At 36.4% G+C, this 21,590-nt stretch carries 17 protein-coding genes and 4 pseudogenes; 7 read left to right on the forward strand and 14 right to left on the reverse strand.

What is annotated here, in order from left to right; genetic code table 11:
• Positions 1 to 156: 156 nt before the first annotated feature.
• Positions 157 to 816, reverse strand: a pseudogene (locus IV87_RS08890) (IS30 family transposase); the annotation flags it as partial.
• Between the two features lie 87 nt (positions 817 to 903).
• Here IV87_RS08890 and IV87_RS08895 point away from each other — a divergent pair.
• Positions 904 to 2,940, forward strand: a complete 2,037-nt coding sequence (locus IV87_RS08895) for a KUP/HAK/KT family potassium transporter (RefSeq protein WP_057807499.1) — start codon at positions 904 to 906, stop codon at positions 2,938 to 2,940.
• A gap of 493 nt (positions 2,941 to 3,433) precedes the next feature.
• Here the strand turns inward: IV87_RS08895 and IV87_RS08900 are convergent.
• From IV87_RS08900 to arsC, 4 genes and pseudogenes are all read right to left on the reverse strand, one after another.
• A pseudogene (locus IV87_RS08900) lies at positions 3,434 to 3,982 on the reverse strand (fructose-bisphosphatase class III); the annotation flags it as partial.
• The gene (locus tag IV87_RS10925; RefSeq protein WP_082623561.1) at positions 3,981 to 4,178 is read right to left on the reverse strand and encodes a fructose-bisphosphatase class III; all 198 of its coding nucleotides are present in this window, start codon (positions 4,176 to 4,178) and stop codon (positions 3,981 to 3,983) included. The pseudogene IV87_RS08900 and the gene IV87_RS10925, both read right to left, overlap by 2 nt.
• Positions 4,179 to 4,605: 427 nt before the next feature.
• On the reverse strand, positions 4,606 to 5,187 hold the full coding sequence (locus tag IV87_RS08905) for a recombinase family protein (protein WP_057807503.1): 582 nt from the start codon (positions 5,185 to 5,187) through the stop codon (positions 4,606 to 4,608).
• A gap of 109 nt (positions 5,188 to 5,296) precedes the next feature.
• Positions 5,297 to 5,713, reverse strand: coding sequence for an arsenate reductase (thioredoxin) (gene arsC / locus IV87_RS08910; protein WP_046870756.1), 417 nt, complete (start codon positions 5,711 to 5,713; stop codon positions 5,297 to 5,299).
• 232 nt (positions 5,714 to 5,945) lie between these two features.
• On the opposite strand from arsC, the gene IV87_RS08915 reads away from it, so the two are divergent.
• Entirely contained in the window at positions 5,946 to 6,074 is a 129-nt protein-coding gene (locus IV87_RS08915; RefSeq protein ID WP_057807505.1) for a putative holin-like toxin, read from the forward strand.
• 185 nt (positions 6,075 to 6,259) lie between these two features.
• Here the strand turns inward: IV87_RS08915 and IV87_RS08920 are convergent, their stop codons facing one another.
• Positions 6,260 to 6,649: an AP2 domain-containing protein gene (locus IV87_RS08920; RefSeq protein ID WP_003691192.1), complete on the reverse strand. Its 390-nt coding sequence runs from the start codon at positions 6,647 to 6,649 to the stop codon at positions 6,260 to 6,262.
• A 213-nt stretch (positions 6,650 to 6,862) separates the two neighbouring features.
• On the opposite strand from IV87_RS08920, the pseudogene IV87_RS08925 reads away from it, so the two are divergent.
• Positions 6,863 to 8,204: pseudogene (locus IV87_RS08925) on the forward strand (ISL3 family transposase).
• 67 nt (positions 8,205 to 8,271) lie between these two features.
• Here IV87_RS08925 and IV87_RS08930 read toward each other — a convergent pair.
• Positions 8,272 to 9,366 carry a glycosyltransferase gene (locus tag IV87_RS08930; RefSeq protein WP_003691196.1) on the reverse strand — a complete coding sequence of 365 codons (1,095 nt, stop codon included), beginning with the start codon at positions 9,364 to 9,366 and terminating at the stop codon, positions 8,272 to 8,274.
• A 582-nt stretch (positions 9,367 to 9,948) separates the two neighbouring features.
• On the opposite strand from IV87_RS08930, the pseudogene IV87_RS08935 reads away from it, so the two are divergent.
• Positions 9,949 to 10,685 (forward strand): annotated as a pseudogene (locus IV87_RS08935) (transposase).
• Between the two features lie 181 nt (positions 10,686 to 10,866).
• Here the strand turns inward: IV87_RS08935 and clpL are convergent.
• Positions 10,867 to 12,981: an ATP-dependent protease ClpL gene (gene clpL, locus IV87_RS08940; protein WP_057807506.1), complete on the reverse strand. Its 2,115-nt coding sequence runs from the start codon at positions 12,979 to 12,981 to the stop codon at positions 10,867 to 10,869.
• Between the two features lie 500 nt (positions 12,982 to 13,481).
• Between clpL and IV87_RS08945 the strand changes: the two genes are divergently transcribed.
• Together IV87_RS08945 and IV87_RS08950 are read left to right on the forward strand one after the other, a co-directional pair.
• On the forward strand, positions 13,482 to 14,330 hold the full coding sequence (locus tag IV87_RS08945; protein ID WP_057749536.1) for a DegV family protein: 849 nt from the start codon (positions 13,482 to 13,484) through the stop codon (positions 14,328 to 14,330).
• 27 nt (positions 14,331 to 14,357) lie between these two features.
• Complete coding sequence (locus IV87_RS08950) at positions 14,358 to 14,849, forward strand: DUF1836 domain-containing protein (protein WP_057749539.1); 492 nt, start codon at positions 14,358 to 14,360, stop codon at positions 14,847 to 14,849.
• A 56-nt stretch (positions 14,850 to 14,905) separates the two neighbouring features.
• On the opposite strand, the gene IV87_RS08955 is transcribed toward IV87_RS08950, so the two are convergent.
• The 5 genes from IV87_RS08955 to IV87_RS08975 form a co-directional block, all read right to left on the reverse strand.
• On the reverse strand, positions 14,906 to 15,835 hold the full coding sequence (locus IV87_RS08955) for an IS30 family transposase (RefSeq protein WP_057807507.1): 930 nt from the start codon (positions 15,833 to 15,835) through the stop codon (positions 14,906 to 14,908).
• Between the two features lie 419 nt (positions 15,836 to 16,254).
• Positions 16,255 to 17,421, reverse strand: a complete 1,167-nt coding sequence (locus tag IV87_RS08960) for an MFS transporter (protein WP_057807508.1) — start codon at positions 17,419 to 17,421, stop codon at positions 16,255 to 16,257.
• 98 nt (positions 17,422 to 17,519) lie between these two features.
• Entirely contained in the window at positions 17,520 to 18,533 is a 1,014-nt protein-coding gene (locus tag IV87_RS08965) for a polysaccharide pyruvyl transferase family protein (protein WP_057807509.1), read from the reverse strand.
• 21 nt (positions 18,534 to 18,554) lie between these two features.
• Positions 18,555 to 19,925 (reverse strand): sugar porter family MFS transporter, encoded by a 1,371-nt coding sequence (locus IV87_RS08970; protein WP_057750052.1) that lies wholly within the window; start codon positions 19,923 to 19,925, stop codon positions 18,555 to 18,557.
• A 167-nt stretch (positions 19,926 to 20,092) separates the two neighbouring features.
• Positions 20,093 to 20,341, reverse strand: a complete 249-nt coding sequence (locus IV87_RS08975) for a GlsB/YeaQ/YmgE family stress response membrane protein (protein ID WP_016511904.1) — start codon at positions 20,339 to 20,341, stop codon at positions 20,093 to 20,095.
• Between the two features lie 341 nt (positions 20,342 to 20,682).
• Between IV87_RS08975 and IV87_RS08980 the strand changes: the two genes are divergently transcribed.
• The gene (locus IV87_RS08980) at positions 20,683 to 20,898 is read left to right on the forward strand and encodes a CsbD family protein (RefSeq protein WP_003680381.1); all 216 of its coding nucleotides are present in this window, start codon (positions 20,683 to 20,685) and stop codon (positions 20,896 to 20,898) included.
• Positions 20,899 to 21,112: 214 nt separating this feature from the next.
• On the opposite strand, the gene IV87_RS08985 is transcribed toward IV87_RS08980, so the two are convergent.
• Entirely contained in the window at positions 21,113 to 21,478 is a 366-nt protein-coding gene (locus IV87_RS08985; protein ID WP_220083613.1) for a DUF5839 family protein, read from the reverse strand.
• Positions 21,479 to 21,590 lie beyond the last annotated feature (112 nt).

Below are 21,590 nucleotides of genomic sequence, written 5' to 3' on the forward strand. Positions count from 1 at the left end.
AAAAGTTGTCTCAGGAATCAGCTTACATCCATTCTTTCTAATGGATTGTGTGGTAACACCATTAAAGACCTTGATGGGTTTTTCTGTCCACTTAAATGTTCAATTTAAATTTTACAATCTGCCATATTCTTTAATAACTTGAAATGTCAAATTAAGTTAGAAATAACATAGCTGTTTATCTGTGATGTTTTCCATGAATACCTCAATTGGTGTTTTATAATTTAATGATTTTCTTGGAATATGATTACGCCGGCTACTGACTTGTTGAACTAAAGCATTTGGTAAATTGCGAAAATCCATGCTCTTGTTGAGACCATCTCGTCTAATTAGTCCATTGTTATTTTCGTTTAAGCCACGCTGGTTAGGAGCCCCAACTTCGGCAAAATAAGTACTAATATCATGCTTATTTGCGATTTCTTTCCAACCAGTGAATTCTTTACCATTATCAAAAGTAATTGACTTGAAAAGGTGTTTTGGCTGTTGGGACAACCATTGATTAAGATGTTTATTAACGCATTCAGCCGATTTCTGTTGGATGTTTAAAATGAGTTCAACTTTGGAGAGACGCTCAACTAAGGTCATAACTGCACCTTGATGTGCTTTGCCTTGGACGGTGTCTGCTTCTAGATGACCAAATTCATGTTGAAAATGAGGATAATCCTGATAGCGTTGATAAATACTTCTGCCGAGTCGGCCAGCTTTACCACGCCGTTCAACGTAACCATTTGGATGCCTTTTACCTTTCATTGGCAACAATTTCACATTGAAAATATCTCTTTGAAAAAGTCGATATAAGGTTCTCATGCTACAACTGATCTGCAAAATACAGTTGCTTTTCTTCGTATTTAGGATTAGTATTTTGCAGTACTATATTTCAATAATTAGCGTTGGGGGCAAGCAAATATGAATAAGCAACTAGAACGTGTTTCTTTTGCGGGGGCACTTGTTACTTTAGGAATTGTGTACGGTGATATTGGCACTTCACCATTGTATGTTATGAATGCATTGATTGGTGACGCCGGTAAAATGGGAAATATTTCTCCCGATTACGTGATTGGATCGATCTCGTTGATTTTTTGGACATTAATGATCATTACAACGTTGAAGTATGTTGTCATTGCAATGCAAGCCGATAATAAGCGTGAGGGCGGAATTTTTGCTTTATATGCATTGGTTCGAAAAAATTCAAAATGGTTAATTTGGCCAGCCTTGATTGGTGGGGCGGCTATTTTGGCCGATGGAACATTAACTCCTTCAGTAACTGTGACTTCAGCCATTGAGGGATTAAAAAAACAACACCTTGGCCCTGTGGTGTTTAGTAATTCTCAACATAACGTCTTGATTATCACAACAGTTGTTTTACTCGTATTATTTATGATTCAACGTTTTGGAACAGGTGTGATTGGGAAATTCTTTGGACCAGTGATGATTTTATGGTTTGGCTTTTTGGCTATCTTTGGAATCGTTAATCTAATCAATTATCCAATGATATTGAAGGCTATTTCTCCCTATTATGCAATTAAGATACTCTTCAGTCCAGTTAACAAAGTGGGAATCTTTATACTTGGAAGTATCTTTTTGGCAACCACAGGAGCAGAGGCTTTATATTCCGATATGGGTCACGTTGGCAAGAAGAATATTTATGTAACCTGGCCACTAGTATATAGCACCCTATTTTTAAATTACTTAGGTCAGGGGGCTTGGATAATTAGACATGCAGGTGACACTGCTTACAGGCACTTATCGAACTTAAATCCCTTTTATGAAATGCTCCCAGGGCCTTGGCGCCTAGTTGGCATTTTGCTAGCCACACTCGCTGCAATCATTGCCTCTCAGGCGTTGATTACGGGTTCTTACACTTTAGTCGATGAAGCAATTGGCTTAAAATTTTTACCTAGAATGGTTATTAGACATCCAAGTAATATAAAAAATCAAATTTATATTGCAACTGTTAATTGGATACTATGTATAATAACAATCAGTGTAGTCTGGTTCTTTGGTAGCTCACAAAAAATGGAGGCTGCGTATGGTTTAGCAATCACTATTACCATGCTTATGACTACCGTGCTTTTGCATGAATTTTTAAATAAACACCTAAATAAGGGAACGGCGCTTATAATTGCCTTGTTTTTTGGTTTTATTGAACTAATCTTTCTAATTTCAAGTTTGGTTAAGTTTATTCATGGCGGTTATGTTACCTTAACAATCATGTTGGGTATTCTTTATATTATGTGGCTTTGGTACTTTGGAAATAAACGAAGAGAACATTATGAAAAAGAAAGCGAGTATGTTTCACTTCTTGACTATCGTGATCAACTCTCTAAATTAAGCGCAGACAATACAATACCTTTGTTCACGACTAACTTAGTGTATATGACTAAGATTAAGGGTGATTACCAAATTAAGCGTAGTACCATGTATTCTATTCTCGACAGACAACCTAAAAGAGCTAAAGTTTATTGGTTTGTTACAGTCAATGAAACCAATGCACCCTATGAAAGTAATTATACAGTTGATTTACTTGAGACGCATAATGTTGTTAACATTCAATTGTACTTAGGGTTTAGGAAATCTCAATCCGTTAGTATCTATTTACATCAAATTGTAAATCATCTAGTGGAACAAGGTATTTTAGAGCCACAAATACCCACATATTCAACAGAGCGACAACGGAAAGTCGGCGACTTTAAGTTTGTCATTATAAAGGAACAACCAGCAGATTTAATTGTCAATGATCAGTTAAGCTCGTTAGATAGAAGATTGATTGGGGGACGCATCTATTTGCAGAAAATTACGGCCTCACCTGTTTCATGGTATGGTTTGGAGTTTAGCAATGTCATAGAAGAAAGTTCCCCGTTATTTATTACTCAAGATCGGGATCAGTACTTAATTCAAAAGAAAATTTATCATCGAGGTAGCTTAAGTAAGACCGAAAAGTGAATATGTAGCAGTTTAAGTGCGACAAATAAGTTAAAAAAATTATATTTAATTTTAATTAATGACCTGATCTCAGTATTTTACTGGGATCAGATCATTTTTTGTCCATCGAAATACGTTTAGTGTTTTACTATAACACGTCTTTAGCAACAACTTGTTAAAATCTCCCGGTTTGTAAAATTAAGTTAATACTAAAAAAGCCATTTGTGGTAGGCTTTTGAGCATAAAAATCAAAAGTCTACCACAAATGGCCTACATTCAGTTTACTGTAGACAAACTCACCACGATTTATTTCTTTTGGAAAGCCAAGGTAAAAACTTATCTAGTTTCCTCAAAACATTCTTAACTACCACACACCACTTGAGAAATTTTTAAATCAAATCACTGATGAATAACTGAAAATTTCTAACTTGATTTGACATTTGAGGTCATTCAATCTCGCTTCAAATGGCTTAGTCACCTACTAGTAGATTATACATAATTGGCCTCAGGGCCATTATTTCTTCAGTTCTTGAAGTCGCTGTTTTAACTCCTCAATTTGTACTTGTATTTTGCGACCTATATCAGTTTCTGCCACGGTACGCCGCCTATCTTCAGTCTCTACGACTCGTTTAGTCGACACAATATCAGTTAAATCGCGTATTGCTGCTACTTTAGAAATAAATGGCTCGTGTGTGACCAACTGCATACCAAATGAATTATCGAGCAACGTATACCCACCAATGCCGGTCACCTTCTGATATGGTCGTGAAAAGCCACCATCAATGACCACCATCTTCTTATTTGCCATGATAGGCGAAGTTTCCTTTTTTACCGGTGTATGACCATTTACGACATGACTAGTATCCGGGTCAAGCCCGAATGCCCCCAATAACTTTCTTACAAACTTCTCATTATGTAGCAATTGATAGTATGGATTTGGGTTTTCATTGTGTGTAGCCTTATCAGCGATAAAGTAACGCTCAAATGTAGTCATATTTTGTTTGCCAAATAATGGGGAGTTGGGGCCAGCCCACATATACCACAACAAATCCATAGACAGATTATCTTGTCTGTTGAAATGCATTAAATTCGCCATGAATATCACTCATAAAGGCCTCAGTTGGCTTGGGTAATTTCAAAATAGATTCCAGGTTAATCAATTCTGTTGTAATTGAAGCAACAGTCTTGTATTTATTTATTCTGTTTGACATAATATTTTTTCTTCCCTTTTGACAGATGACTTTTATTTTTATACTCATTGTTATGACTTTTCGTTTGTAAATTAAGTTATTAAAAATCGATGATCATCTTACCATAGAATGACTAACTAAAAAGAACTACCATATCGATCAAGCGTGCTGTCAAAGTTCCAAGGACAGTTAACGTTTTCTAAGTGATGATGATGCTTTTATTGATTCCTAACAACGTTACCGGATTAAAAACAATATTATGATCATAAGCTAATTCGACTATCCCTGATAAATTGTTTTAGATTCAAGCAAAAACGCCAGCTATCTGGTGACCAAATACGAATATTAATCGTCCAGAACACTTTTTAAATTATAGTATATAAACACTTTACCATACACGGTAAACATCAAACTATTAGGGGCATCACACGATTATTAAAAATCAGTCAAAATAGGAAATAATTTAAAATATCCTTTTCATGATCTTTCACCTGTCTTAGATTTTAGAAGTATCACTTGGTTTCTCAATCAACTTAAACCGTCGCTGTTGCGTGCGTTTACTAATCCCCGTCTTTCGTTCAATCATTTTATAGGTCATGCCCTGTTGTCGTAACTCGTAAGCAAATCTGATCTGTTCATCAGAATAAGTTTTCGGTCGACCTTCCCGAAACAACGGATCATGTTGCTTGGCATACAATTTACCTTCTTGCGTGCGCGTGACAATCATATCCCGTTCAAACTGCGCAAAAGCACTAAATATTGTGAAGACTAATTGGCCAGTCGGTGTATTATCAATTAAGCCCATGTTCAAAATATTAACTTTGATGTTCCGGTTAAACAGCTCTTGGATGATAGTTAAAGCCTCACGTGTATTCCGCGCAAACCGATCCAACTTAGTCACAATTAAAGTATCATCTGTTTTTAGAGCTTGTAATAGTTTTTGAAACTCCGGTCGTGCAGTAGTTGTGCCGGTAAACTTTTCCTGAAAGATTTTTTCTGCTCCTGCCAATTTTAGTAACTCAATTTGATTTGCTAATTTTTGATCAGTGGTACTGACCCGCGCATAGCCATATTTCATCTTTTTATCTCCTTACTTATGTCGTTAAGTAATGACACGGTTCTAGCCCTTTGATTATACAGCATCAAAAAAGAGGCCACAACTGTTGAGTTATGTCGCTTTTCTGTAATCAATGAAAGTGGTCATTTAAATCTATAATTAATTTTTTAATCTCGTCACGAACCTTACGGAATACTTCTAGTTGCTCTTCTAATGTTCCTGTTGCTTGCGCTGGGTCAGATAAAGGCCAGTGTAAACTTTTTGTTTGCGGGGGAAGCATAGGACATTTATCCTTTGCATCACCACATAAAGTAATAACTAAATCTGAAGTATTAAAATACTTTAGATCAATTAATTTAGAGTAGTGGCTACTAATATCTACTCCGTCTTCAGCCATAACTTTAACAGCATTTGGATTTAGTCCATGCGTTTCAATACCCGCGCTTTCTATCTCAAAAATATCGGGCGATAGTATGCTTTTGGCATATCCTTCAGCCATTTGACTGCGACAAGAATTTCCTGTACATAAAAAATAAATTTTTTTCATTTTAAACCACCACCGATTTAATTTGTGTAACATCGTTATACACAATAAAACTTAAATGCAATGTTTCAATGCCTATTAAGGTAATATAACATTAATCATCAATAGGTAAATTACTAGTTATCCTGTATAATAGTTCAAGTAGAGAAGTTAAGGCGGTGGCTATTTCCTTAAAGGGGGTGGTGCTTATGGTGTAAAAACTATAAACTCACATTCTAGGAAAGGAGTAGCCCAAGTGTCCGTTTCGGACGCTTTACAATTAATGCTGGCTTTCGGTACTTTTATCGTGGCCTTAATCGCATTAGTTGTTGAGTTGATTAAAAATCAGCAAAAAAAAATAACCGCCTTAGCTCTGGCAAGCTAGCGGTTATTTAATCGTATTAAGTTATGCCACCGTCTTAAACGGTTCTACATGGGAAGTCTTGTTCAAGCAAGGCTTCTTTTTCTGCTTCTATTATATCATGTCTGTAAAAAATTGGGTAGTAAGGTATTTTTCAGCTTATTTTTTATAACAAATCTATTTCGTGTCTTATAAAGGCTATGAATTTTTTATTTATTTTTGTATTTTTTTAAAATGGGTTCAACTAATTCTTTTTCAGCTTTTTTTCGAGCTTGGATTGCACTTTCCTTATCTTTAAAATATCCTAGCTCGTAGCGTATATGTTTTACTGTGATATAGCTACGCCACCTCTTATCACGTTTACTATAAGAAACCCCTGTTACACCACTAGAATTATTTGCCTTTAATTTGTCGCTTGTTGCTAGTTCCAATATAGATAGTTTAGTATTTTTTTCACGACCGTCATTTTTTCTAAAAGTTTTTTTTATCTTCTCTTGTATCTTTTCATCTTTGTAAATATTTTTCCATTTTTCTCGTGCCTTCTTTAATTGACAACCACAACTCTTGGTAGTTCCTTGAATAAGTTTTGTGCTTGCCACGTCGGTATAATTACCACAATCACATTTACAAAACCATGTAGTACCCGATCCCTTCTTAACACCAACGGATTGTCTTAAAACTGGGTGCTATAATATTTGGTACTGATAGAAAAATCTTCTCTCAGTACCAATTTTGTTTTATGATAAAAAAATAGAGATGAAGACACACTTCATCTCAAAGAAACAATCCCTACACTGAAAGGAATGTCCTACATGAAGAATTGTACACTGGATCTATTGGGAATTAAAGACTCACACCTGGAATTTGATCCAAAATATAAGAATAAAGTGATAGCTGCAGGATTTTACCAACATAAAAAAGTCCGCAAGATCCATTTGCGGCAATCTTATCCTTGTGCTTGCCCAGTTTGTGGTCAAAAAATGCGCTACAACAGTTTTAAAACCGTTGAGATGCTCGGTTTGCCTTCGGGTGGGATCACAAATGTTTTTTTCGATCCGCAAACAAAAATATCTCTGCCCGGCTTCAGCTGCCTGCCCTAAAACTATTACAAAACTTGCGGAGATCAAGGACGTCAAGGCTAACGACCAAATCTCACAAGCCGTTAAATATCAGGCTATTTCTAAATTAGACCAGAATATCTCACAAAAAGATATTGCCGCTGATTTTGGGATCTCTGGAATGACAGTGATGCGCTTTGCGCAAGAGCTCTCAACTTACTTAAGGCCCAATCATCATTTCTTACCGCAAAATATCGCTTTTGACGACTTTAAAGCGGGCAACTTTTCTAGTAGCGGCATGAGTATCATTGTCATGGACATTGCGACACGCCGCACGTTAGATATCGTGCGTTCTCGGCATAATACATACTTACGAAGTTACTTTTTACAATATGACCGTCAAGCTCGCTGGGCAGTCCAAACGGTCACAGTTGATCTGTACTCGCCTTATCGATCCTTGATCCATGAGATCTTTCCGCAAGCGCTGATCATTGCCGACCGCTTCCATGTCGTAACCCAAGCTTATCGGGCCTTAAACTTAGTTCGGACACAAACCATGAAACAGGCGGGACAGGGTTCGCACAACGCACGTGCTTTGAAACATTATTGGAAATTGTTAACTAAAGACTCGACCAAACTTGATTTTAAAACCTATCGTAAAAGCAGAAACTTTCGTAATATGCAGTTATGTGAACAGGATATTGTGGAGCGTTTATTAAACATGTCCTCCGCTTTGCGACAAGCTTACGTTTATTATCAAACACTTTTACAAGCTGTCCAGCAGCGAGATCCAAGGCTCTTAGAAAGTCTAACACGTTCAGCTGCAGGCATGCCTGAGCCCATCAAAAAAACTAATCGTACCTTGCGTAAACATCTACAAGAAATCAAGAACAGCTTTCAGACGACCTTTTCTAATGGACCCGTGGAAGGAACAAACAACAAGATCAAAGCCATTAAAAAGACTGCTTACGGTTTCCGGAACTTTGAAAACTTCCGTTTACGTCTTCTCATCGAATTAAAGAATAGTTATGTCAGTTTGAATTTTCATAGTCACATTAAAAAAGCTGCTCATTCCATTCAGGAACAAGCAGCTTGACCAAGTAGACCAATTGCTTATTATTTTTAATAATTCATTTCATCAGTACCACTTGATAAAGAACCTATTATAAAGAAGAAAGTTTAATGGCTGATTTATCTGTGTTTTTATTATCAGCAGCAATTAAGTTATAGATGTTTTCTATGTGCTTAATATAGCGAGAAATATCAAATTTCAAAACTGTTTTTTTGATATCTGTATGATTATATTTACCACGCAAACGATAGATTTGCCGGCATGCAGCTATAAAAGCTTTTTGGTCGTTCATTGGAGTTAAAATTCCATTGTGGGAATTAATGATGTCTGCCGGTCCAGTAGGACAGTTTGTTGAAACAATTGGCAAGCCATAAGAAGCAGCTTCAATAACAACCATTGGGAATCCCTCATATTTTGAACAGAGCAGCAGGCAATCAGCTTCATTAATTGCTTCCCAAGGATTAGGCATCCAACCTTGCCAGTTAATGTTTTGTGAAATATGCAAATCATTTGCTAATGTTTTTGCTTTTGGAAGATCAGCTCCCTTGCCAAAGATGTCCAGTTTCCAAGGAATATTAAGCTGTGCCATTGATTCAAGAAGCATACGTACATTTTTTTGATCATCCAACAATATTCTTCCAATAAAAATTGCATGGAAAGGAGCGTTAGCTTTAGGTGTGCTGATTGTTTTCTTATTTACAGTGCGGATAGGATTATAGATCAGAAAGATTTTTTGGGCTGGGACCCCGAGTTTGATCAACTGTTTTTTTATCCCTGTACTAATTGCAAGATGATATTCTGAGAAAGCAAGTTCTTGACGAGCAAAAATGTTTGATTCAGCAATGGAGGTATGTCCCCAAGAAACAATTTTATAATGAAGGTCATATTTTTTCCTGATCTGATAGGCAGTTACACAAGCTCTGCCTTCGAGTCCCAAAACGATATCTGGTTCTGCTGCTAAAACATTTTTTTCAATAAACTCTTTTTGTGCTTGTGTATCTTGTGCATGGCAAATTTTAAGTTGGTAGCCGGTAGTACGTGTAATCCATTGGAGCCATTCAGGTTTTCCGCTTTTAGGGATCAAAACCTGATATTCATTTTTTAAATCTTCGTTGACCAAGTTCGAAATGACTCTTTCGGTACCGCCATGTCCCTCTAAATACTGTGTTATTAATGTTATTTTCACGATAATTCATCCTTTCATTTTATGAAGCCAACATTAATCTGATGTAATCTTAAATAAGTTGTATTAGTGAGTCAGTAATTGTTAATTAACTTAAAAATTCTAAAAATAGTTACACCGCATTTGTTAATTATAAAAAATTTAAAACACAATAATGCAGTTGTAACAAAAGTACAGACAGCTAAGGTATGTGATTTTGTTTCAAACAAATGCAGAACTCGATTTTAAAATTCACCCGGCTTTCATTTTATCAACGAAGAAAATAGTTTACTTATGGCTAGTTGGATACATAAGAATGGCATTATTTAAATAAAAAAAAATAAAGGTACAATAACCTTATCCAAATGGTTGTTGAACTGATATGACAATACAGAAACTAAAGAATCTATATTATACTTACCCCCATCTAAACTTTATTATAGATCTAATCAACAGAAAAACTCAAATAGTTGAATTTTGTAAACAAACGAGAGCGTAAAATATCTTGTGTAAATGCATAAAAGATTTCTGAATTGTATAGAAATAGGGAATGCCTTCCCTTATGATATTTAGTAACCACAGAAAACATCACAGGAGGCATTCCCCATGAATGAACTTACCACAGAAATTATCGCTGCACTAGCCCAAAAGCAAGATTTTGACGAAGTTTTTCGTCACCACCTCGAAATTGCGATTAACCAGCTGCTTCAAACCGAATTGGCAGAGTTTTTGGGTTACGAATGCTACTCATACGCTGGGATTAACACTGGTAATAACCGCAACGGCAGTTATGAGCGCTCGTTTGATACGAAGTACGGCCAACTTAACTTAACCATTCCTCGAGATCGCAATGGCCGGTTTGAAAATCATACCTTGCCAGCCTACGGTCGGCACAGTGACAGCTTGGAAACAACGGTTATTCAGCTATACACCAAGGGAATTACCACCACCGAAATCGCCTAACTCATTGAGAAAATGTACGGTGCTCATTACTCCAAAGCCACGGTTTCCAACATGGCTAAAGACGTCAATGAACAGGTTCAAGCTTTCCAGCAACGGCGACTGCCTTCGCAATATGCGGCCATCTTCTTAGATGCCAATTACCTGCCTTTAAAGCGGGACACCGTCCAAAAAGAAGCGGTTCATTGCATTCAACCAACTTGATTGCGAACTTTAACAAGCATCTCAAACGCAACCCCAACCACAAAGAACAATTTCCAACGGAAGATTCACTGAATCGATTCCTGGTTTCTCAGTTTAATGTCTACAACGAGAAGTCCATGAAGCGAATCTATCGCGGATTCAACGGACTTCAGGACACCCTGGAATCATCCTTTACTTAAATTAACTACATATTATATGTACGTAGGTATTTAATTTACACAAGATTCTTGACGATATCCATATTTACTCAATAGATTAATATCAAATGGTGAAAATCAACGAAAAAAGGAGATCTATCAAGCGATCTCCTTCCCAATAAATCTCCTCTTACATAAAGTTATTTATGAACACTGATTTAAGCTAAGCTGCCGATATCACAATCTCACCATCCACTAAATCAGCCTTCAAGTTTTTGACATCTAAGTGGTCAAGGTAGAAATCCGTTACCTTATCACGAATTTGTTGTTCAATTACTCGCCGTAATGGCCGCGCACCCATTGCTTCATCATAGCCTTGTTCCATCAGCCAATCTTTGGCCGCTTTAGTTACCTCAAGTTTGATGGATTTTTTGGCTAACGTTTTTTGTACATCCGCCAACATCAAATCAACAATTTGACTTAAGTCTTGCTTAGTCAGATGTGAAAATTCCACGATTCCATTAAAACGGTTCAGAAATTCTGGGCGGAAAAATGGTGCTAACTTATCCATTAATGACTGATCTCGTTGCTTGTCACCACTTAATGCTTCATTACCAAAGCCAGCATTAGAAGTAGCAATAATAATCGTATTTTTGAAATTAATGACATTGCCTTGTCCATCCGTTAAGCGCCCATCATCCATCACTTGTAATAGTAACGTTAATACTTGTGGATCAGCCTTTTCAATTTCATCTAATAATACAATGGAATATGGATTACGCCGAACCCGTTCAGTTAGAGTATTAGCATTATCTTCATAGCCTACGTATCCAGCCGAGGTACCAATTAATTTCGACACAGCTGTACGATCAGCATATTCACTCATATCTAGCCGAATAATCGCATTTTCATTTCCAAACATATCTAAGGCTAATTGCTTAGCTAATTCAGTCTTTCCTACGCCAGTTGGACCCACAAACAGAAAACTTCCAATAGGCTGATCACCCTCTGAAAAGCCCGCACGGTTACGCCGAATTGCTTTTGCTACCATTTCAACCGCTTCATCTTGACCGATTACCTTACTTTTCAGACGCTTATCAAGATTTTTCAAATGCTCAATATCATTAGCGCCCATATCAGCAACTGGTATACCAGTTAAACGTTCAACCGATTGTGCCACATCATCAATCGTGGCAGTGATTTTTTCTTTTTGATCCGTTTCTTTAATTTTTTGCTTGGTTTCCTCGATCGACTTCTTGATATCAGCGGCTTTTTTAAAGTCCTCCGATTTAACGGCGGCCTCCTTAGCTGCCTCTAATTTTTTAACGCGTTGATCCAATGTCTCAACATCAGTTTGAGAATTTTTAGCCGCTAAATGAGCCGCAGTCATGTCGATCAAATCGATAGCTTTATCTGGCAAAGTGCGTTGTGGTATATATTGGATTGAATAATCCACAGCCGCCTTCAAAACATCATCTGGTAATACAACATGATGATGTTTTTCGTACAGCTTTTTAACACCTTGTAATATACGTAAAGTGTCAGCGGCCGTCGGTTCATTAATCACAACATCATTGAATCGCCGTGCCAAAGCCGCATTTTTCAAAATAGTATTGCGATATTCATCTTGAGTCGTAGCCCCGATTACAGTCAGCTCGCCACGTGACAAAGCAGGTTTAATGATATCAGCCAATCCCTTGCCACCGTCTTCACCACCAGTGGCACCCGTGCCGATAATCTGATGAATTTCATCGAAGAATAGAATAATATTACCAGCTGCTTTAACTTCCTTTACCAGCTGTTTAATATTTTCTTCAAAAGAACCGCGATATTGAGTTCCTGCTTCCAAAGACGATAAATCAATCGAATAGATTTCTTTATCTTGAATCGTTTCTGGAACTTTACCAGCCACAATTGCTTGTGCCAGACCTTCGACGACTGCAGTTTTACCTACACCGGCATCACCAACTAAGATTGGATTATTTTTCGTTCTACGACTCAAAATTTCTGCAGTTTCTTGAATCTCATTCTCACGTCCAATCACTGGATCTAGTAATCCATCACGAGCCTGTTCCGTCAAATTAGTCCCTAACTTTTCTAAAATCCCTCCTTTTTTAAAAGCCTGTTTACCATCTTTAGATACTTCTATTGTTTTATTATTTTGGGGTAGCTTACCAGTTGCTCGGTATTGAGCAAACTCATCTGGTGTCAACGATTTTCCATTAACTAAGTACCGTGCACGCTCCGAATTTTGATTATCCATGCCCCGAAATAATTGATTGAAAACATCATCCATATCATTGTTGAAAAAAGGATCATTTTCGTAGAAATTCGCCATAGTACAACACCTCCATAAAAATTTACACGTGTAACTTAGTGACCATAATATCCTTTCAAACTTCATCTAATTGTATCACGATTTTTATGTATGAGAGCGTAAAATATCTTTTATGCATTTACACAAGATATTTTACGCTCTCGTTTGTACTTTTCACACACTTAAACACACCAAGTTATTGTTCCCATGACAATAGCTTGGCGTGTTTTATTGTTTAAAAATGGCAAATAGAAAGTTTAATTTGATCAGTCTTGAAAACTTGAGCTGCTTTGATTTTTCCAGTACTAAGGTGTCCTCTGTAGGCGCAATTTTGTTAGTTGCTCTTTCCCATTTGTTTATGTGGATGGTTTGAATTTACAGGTCTACGCGACTCACACCGTAGAAAGTTATAATCAGAAGCCAACTTCAAAAATCTATCATGGAATAATAGTAGTATTGACAGCCTTATAATATAGTGTAGAATACTATTTATAAGGTTATCAAGACTATATGGAGGGAAAATGAAAAAAATTGGACTATTAGTCGATTCCGCATCAGATATTCCCGCGGAAATAAAAAATCAAGTAAATGTTGAAGTTGTTCCCTTAGTTGTGACAGCAAACAACCACGAGTATCTGGATCGTGTGACTATTCAACCTCAGGAAGTGTATCAACTAATTGAAGATGGTTATATTCCTAAAACAGCTAGTCCAACTCTTGGACTGGTATCACAATATATCAAAAAATTGCAGCAACGAGGTTATAAAAAAATCATTGCTATTACAATCTCCAGCGGCTTATCAGTTACAAATAAGGTTTTTAAAATAGCTTCTGAAAATGTCAATAACGCAATCATAACAGTTATTGATTCAAAAAGTATTGGTATTGGTAGTGGATTGATTGCAGCATACGCAGAAGACTTAATTAATGCTAATTATGATTACCAAGAAATCACTAAGCGAGTTCAACAGTCCGTGCTAAAAAGTAAAGTCTATTTTTATATTGCAACATTAAAATATCTTAGAATTGGCGGTAGGATTGGCAAAGTGGCTGGGATGGTGGGATCAGTTTTAAATATTAAACCAGTCATATCGTGCGACTCAGATGGCATATATTACCCAGTAGCAAAAGCTCGTTCTGAAAAGAAAGCAATTTCAAGGTTATTAAAGCTGGCTATCGAAGATGCTTCAACAAACGAAAGTTTTAGGCTTGCAGTCGCTCAGGGCAATGACAAAGCGATTTCAAGTCATGTACTAACCGAACTTAGAAATAGCTTTCCAAAACATACCATTTATACTGGTGATGTTTCCCCAGCATTATGTGTACACACAGGCCCAGGGCTAATTGGAATTGCAGTTCAGATTGATTAATATTTCTGTGCAAGGAGGATGACTAAGTTGCCTTTCGCTAAAAATAATTTCCCGAGATTACCGTTATGGAGCGAATTACCAAGCTTCAATTTACATTTGGATCAATTATTAGACATCACCAATTCTTTTGTTGAACCCATGATTGAGGAAAAAATTACCAAGACAATGATGCATAATTATTTTAAAGCAGGGATTATTGAGGCTCCAATCAAGAAGAGATATGCACGAAAACATTTGGCAGGAGCAATTGTGGTCGGTGTATGTAAAAATGTATTCTCACTATCAGAAATAGAGCAAGGATTGCGACTAATTCTTGCGGATACTTCACCTGCAGAAGGCTATGATAACTTTGTAAAAATATTTAATAACCAGAGTTCTCAAGAAACAATAAAAATGCCCCCTGTAGCCAATATTAGTTTAGAACCCACATCTACTATGCTTATACAGTATAGTGCGATTCAATCGGTTTGGTTTTGGTTTTTAGCAAGACGTCTTATTCAGAAAAATCAGGATCTATAGGAAAATTATTACGTATTTTTGTATATGATATTTTAGTTATATGGTAGATTGCAAATTTAATCCGAATTTTTGGACAAATTTGTCAGCATAGCCTGATACGGTGTTTGCCAGTCGAGTATTTTAAGCGGTCGCTGGTTAATTTGGAGTAACGTCGTCGTTAAATCTTGAGCACTAATGTGCTCAAAACGAGTCCCTTTAGGATAAAAATAACGTAAATTCCGATTAAAGCGTTCATTACTACCAAGTTCAGCTGGAGTATAAGCATGGCAGTAATAGGTCTTAATACCATATTGTGATTCAAGTGATACTAGCCCACTAAACTCAGTGCCACGGTCCACAGTAAAGCTGTGCACCGGACCATTAAAAGTGGTTAGGAACTTAGTTAGTGCTTCATTAACAGTCGCTGTCGTCCGATCTTTTAACCGGTATGCCCAAAGGAACCGTGGTTTGTGATCGATTAAAGTTAATAAAACTGCCTTACTATTCCCACGAGGACCAACGAATGTATCTAGTTCAAAATCGCCGATGCGATTACGTTGATTAATCATCATGGGACGCTGTTCAATTGATCGCCCCAAAGATTGATTATATTTGGATCGTTGGTCAACGTTACGCCGTTGGCGTACGCCATGTTCAGGTAGATCATTCAAGGGGAAACCAATTCTCCCCTGATTTAGCCGATTATAAATAGATTTAGTAGCTAGTTTAAATTCGTGAGCAATCATTCCTGGTGACCAGCTTAGACGTAAATGGTTGAGAATTTTTTGCTTTAACTCATCGCTCAGCTTAGTTTTCCGACCACATCGTGATCGCTTGTATTCGGCATCTGTTTGTGCTAATTCAGCCTGATAAGGTTGACATCGAGATAATTCATAAGAAATTGTTGACGGTGATCGGTTCAGCCGAACGCCCATTTGGATATTGGACAGCCCTAGTTCACAAAAGGTTTCGATTTTAATTCGTTCGGAATAGGTTATACTAGACAAAAGATCAGCTCCTAAAAGATGGGTTTGTGGTAAACACCATTTTAAAGGAAGCTGATCTTTTTTGTCCGAACAGCGTTCGGATTAATTTTACAATCTACCAAATAAATATTAGGGTCATAATATACAAGATATTCCTTAATTGACGATTGTTCATTATTTAATTGCTCCTATATACCACTTAATCTTTTTGTTAAGTGGTGTTTTATGATAATAAATTGTTTTCCTATCGAGTCAATTTTAAAACCACCATACTATCTTGTAGCTTGCTATTTTACAAGCATAAAAATTTGGGCTGATGGTTTATTAAAATTCTATCTATCCTCACATGAAGAAGCTAACATAAATATTAAGACTTATTCTCTGGTATACTGAACCTGAATAATAATTGCCAAAATCAGTACAGGCATTAAAAGATCTTATTAATTATAGTTATACTTGATTAATATTGTTAGAACACCTATTGTGAAAACACTAAAGACACTACCTGCAATGCCCAAACCGCTTAAGCCTACAGTGGCCACGACATGTCCTCCAATTGCAGATCCGGTAGCAACTCCAACATTTGAAAAAATTGAATTAAAAGAAGAAGCTAAAACCAATGATTGGGGATAATTTTGTTTGGCAATATCCATGTAATACAATTGCATGGGTGAGTTAGAAATAGGCATTGTTAAAGCCATTATGAGAATGGCACTGATTTTTAGCCATGTTAAATTTCCACTTATGAATATAAGAAAGATACTAATAGCTTGAAGAATAAAAAATTTTTTTAAATTGCGTTTCCATTTCATGTTTGCTATACGCCCACTCACTTGGTTGCTTACCAATCCACATAGTCCGTACAAAAATAGAACAATTATGACATTATTGTGGGAGAAACTTAACTCTTTAATTAATATTGGCTTCAAATAGGTATAAATGATATAAATGGCACTAAAATTAAAGACCGGGACCAGAATACCCCAGATGATTCTTTTGTCTTTTAAGATAGCTAACTGTTTGAATATATTATGTGTTCCATTTTGTGTTAAATTATGAGGTAGCAAATAGAAAACTACGATAGTAATAAAGACTGAGGCAAAAAAAATTGTCCAAAAAGTTAATCGCCAGTTAAGGTTATCACTTATCCAAGTACCTAAAGGTACGCCAAAAACTGAAGCGATACTGAAGCCTGAGAACACCCAAGATATTAGCCAAGCTCTTTTTCTCTGAGGAGCAATTGCAGCTGCAAAGGTAACAGCAGTCGACATCAGAGGCCCAGATGATAGGGCTGTTATAATTCTACTCATAAGTAGTACATTAAAATTACTAGCTATAGCTGTCAATAAGTTTCCAAATGAAAAAATCAGCATAAAAAAGAGCATAACTTTATGCAAAGCGATACTACCAATAGATAAGTTAATTATTGGTGTTGCAACTGCATAAACGATTGCAAATATGGTTACGAGTGCCCCAATGTCTGCGATAGAAACTCTAAAATCTGTCGATAAATTATTTATAATTCCTATTATAATAAATTGACTGAAACCCATTGTGAACGTTAGAAATGTTAATAATATGCATTGAAGGTTGATTTTCTTTTTCATATGACCACCTTATTAAGAGATACACTAAAAAAGTTATATAAAAAGCCAATTTTTGATTAACATCAAATGAAAAATGTTATCAAAAAGTTGGCTTTTTCCTACCGATTATGTGGAATTAAATCATGTAACTGTTTAAAATCAGGAATAAGATCATAAGCGTGAGTTTTAGCTTCCATGACCGCGTTTATTTGTTGTTTAATCCTTTCGGTATCTTCCTCATCGGTATAACTAACCCAGTTGATATGCTCTAACCAATCAATATAGGCATGCTTTCCTTTTCCATAACTATTTCCAAATAACAAGCAAGGTGTTCCTGTTAAAACGGAAAATACCATTGCATGCCAGCGATCTGTAATAATTATTTCCTGGTGCGAGAATAGTTCTAGTTCTGAATCAAATAATGCCTCCCGAGTAACAGGTGTTATCTTTTGTGGTTCGTCTAGAACGGTATCAACTCTTTTTACAGGGCGTTCATTTCCTAAAATATCTTTTATATTGTCAATCGTACTTTTTTTAACAACTTTTTCTGAATCATGCCGTAAAACGAATAAAGCCCCATTTCGATTGAACTTCCAGTTGACAGATTTCATATATAAAACCATATCAGGTGTAAAAATGACTTTATTGTTGAAAGTAGTCTGCATTCTATGGTAACTCTGTGCATCTCGAGCTACTAGAACTAAATTGGGGTTTTTTTGGTAAGCCTCTTGACTTAACTTTTGTTCATAAAGTCCAGCTTCATTGTCTTCAAAATGAATAGACTGTGGGAATGAGATGGTTAGGTTATCAGTAAAAGTTGAAAATACTTTTCGGCGTGCTCGCTCGTGATTAAGATAAAGATTTCCCATGTTTCCACCACCAGTAAAGGCAACAATATCTTGTTTAGTTATACATTGCTTAACAACTGGAATAGCCGCATCATCATCTTCCTCTACTATTTCAATATATTGGTAATCTGGAAACTCAGCTTCAATATATTTTCGTTCGGCTAATGATATTGCCTGGTCACCAAGATTGGTATAGCTAGGAACACCAAACATAAAAAATTTTGGTTGATTATTTTTAGGCAATTCGTGTACAACGTTATTAGGATTGATATAAAAGTTAGCCATATTATTTTCCTCCTTCTAATTTTATTTGCTGGAACTTTCCTGATAGGATTTTTTCATTTTCTCTTGATTAATAACAGTCAAGGAAAGAAATAAACTGCACCCATTTGTTATGGCAAATACAAAAAAGACAGTGGCTGTTCCTAAAGCATTAATTAGCAATGGGTAAACTAAGCTAATTGAAAAATTAGTGATCCATGTGGTTGCCGTAGCAATTGACATAAATCTAGCTTTGACACTATTAGGGAACATTTCTGCCATAATCAACCAAGTAACAGGGCTAACAATACCTTGATGGTTCGCTAGAAATAGGACAAGCATTGCTAGAACCAAAGTACTTGTAACTACCTGTGGCAGCATGTTTGCGTGCATAATAACCCCTAACAACGCTAAAAAGATAATATTACCCATTAACCCAATTTTTAACATTTTCAGATGGTTGTGATTGGCAATCATTCTGGTTCCAAAGATACTAGCGATGACAGATGTTAAGCCGATTAGTATATTCGCATACAAAGAACCCCGTTCTCCCATACCAACCTTTTCTAACAAGATAGTGCCATAATACATAACTGTATTAATACCCGATACTTGTTGAATCAAGGCAATAATGATTCCAATCAAGAGTAAGTAGACTAATCGTTTATTCGAAAAGATTTGGTCCCAAGTGAGCTTTGTCTCTGTTTTGATATTCTTTTTACGTCCATCAATGATCCTGTTAGCAGTTTGTTTTTTGAAGCCTAGTCGATGAGCTAAATTGCGTGCTCTTTTTAAATGCCCTCTTTGTACTAACCAGTTAGGACTTCTAGCAATATTGAATGAATTAATCCATAAGATAATAGAGGGGACACATGCCATTAAAATCATAACGCGCCAAATTGGATCCCAGTCACCCCATAGACTGCCTAAAAGGGCGTTCATAATAAACGCTACTAGTTGCCCTAAAACGATAAAAATTGCATTCTTATTGACGTTGCTAGCACGAACTTCTCTTGGAGATATTTCTGCAAGATACATTGGAGAAAGACTTGAGGCAGCACCAACAGCTAGTCCCAGGATAAACCTAAATGTGGTCATAAAGATATAATTGAATGATAATGCGCAACATACAGTTGCCAGTGTAAAGATAACTGCAACCCAACGAAGTGTAACCTTTCTGCCATATTTATCAGCATATTTTCCACATAGGAATGCACCAAGGCAAGCCCCTAAGACTAAAGAGCTTGACACGATTCCCTGACGGGAAGGAGTTAGATTTAATTGACTAGTCTTGCTCATAAAAGCCAAAGCTCCATTGATAACACCAGTATCATACCCAAATAGGAATCCTCCCAAAGATATGACGTAAACACTGTAATTTAATAATCCATATTTTCTTCCACTTCTATTTTGCATAGCCAATTCGTCCACTTCTTTCAGCTTGTTAATAATTAGAGTGGCTTTACATGAAATTAAAGTAAAACATTTATAAAAAAAGCCAATTACTACAGTAATTGACCAGCCAATAACAACCATGGATTCATTTAAAAGATTGTTAAAAAGTTTAACATATAGGGAAAAATTTATCTTGTGCTACGACTTAAAAAGAAAGAAACTACAGCAACAACAATTACTGCTCCAATAATTGAAGGAATAATTGCCATTCCGGCTAATTGAGGGCCCCAAGATCCGAGTATAGCTTCTCCAATAGAGGAACCAACTAATCCGGCAACAATATTAGCAATCCACCCCATTGATTTTCCTTTGCTAGTAATTGCTCCAGCAATAGCACCAATGATGGCACCAATAATTAAAACCCATAACCAATGCATAAAACATCATCCTCTCTTATTTTTCGAAGGATGTTTTTTAGATTTGTTATAGTTTTGAATTTCTTTAAAAATGGCTAATAAAAGTTGAGATATAGAAATGATAATTGATATTTTTGACCAAAGTCTAAATCTTTTCATATGAAATCCTCCATTATCTAAATTGCATCCTTCTAAATCTAATTATAAGGTAGATTGCAAATTTGTCCAAAAATTCGGATTAAATTTGCAATCTACCTTATAAGTGTCATTCACACTATCTCTTGTAGGATCTCCTTATTAGACAAGCAAATTAAAATGTGGAATAATACTGTTGTAACAAATACATTATGGGAGGTTATATTATGAGTCTAGATGACAAGATTGATAGCACCAAAGATAAGGTAAGTGGAAAAGCTAAAGAAGTTGAAGGCAAGGTTACGAACGACAAGGCCCGCGAAGCTGAAGGTAAGGGTCAAGGTATTCTAGGTAAGGCTAAAGATAAACTGTCAGATGCCAAAGATGCTGTTAAAGATACGGTTGATAACGTAAAGGAAAAGTTAGATAAAGACGATAAATAAATTATCATTTTTAAGAAGACCAAAATCTGGTCTTCTTTTATTTTTTCACGCTTGTTACCCTGTTTTTTCTCCACACTGTAATACGCGGCTTATGTGGTCGCTGCGGCTGTTTACGTTACCACCGTCCATCTTTAAGCTGATGTTCTAAGTCACCCAAGCAACGTGGATGTAAGCTGATTCCTGAGACAACTAGCTAATAATTTTAGCGATTGCTTTATTGCTGAGGTTGATAAAAAGGGTCTCCCTGGGGGTGGGTGGCCAAGTATTGCTCAAAGTTATTCTGAGTGATGGCGTCCAAATCTTTAACTGAGTTAGTTGTAATCGTCTTGACGGTCTTTAATTGTCGTGCGACTTGGCGATCAGCAGCCTCGGTTAACTTGTGAATCCCGGTAATGATCACTAAAACCGGTTTAACCTGGCCAGTCACTTCTACCCAAGCTAATTGACCAATCGCAAGATTCTTTTTCCCCATGGTTTTGTGATGGCGAACCCGCCATTGATAACTTTTAAGACTAAAATAATGATTCTTATTCACATGATGGCCGTTAATAACGGTTTCGATATGATGAGTTGATGCCATAAAATTCCTCCATTCTGTTAATAACCAACTTAGAGTTAATCAGCTAAGGCCTCCTAAAAAACTACGTAAAATATTTTTTGCTTTTTTATTTACCAAGATAAACTTAAGGAGG

This window comes from Pediococcus ethanolidurans (assembly GCF_001437405.1).
In the GTDB taxonomy this organism is placed as follows: Bacteria; Bacillota; Bacilli; order Lactobacillales; family Lactobacillaceae; genus Pediococcus; species Pediococcus ethanolidurans.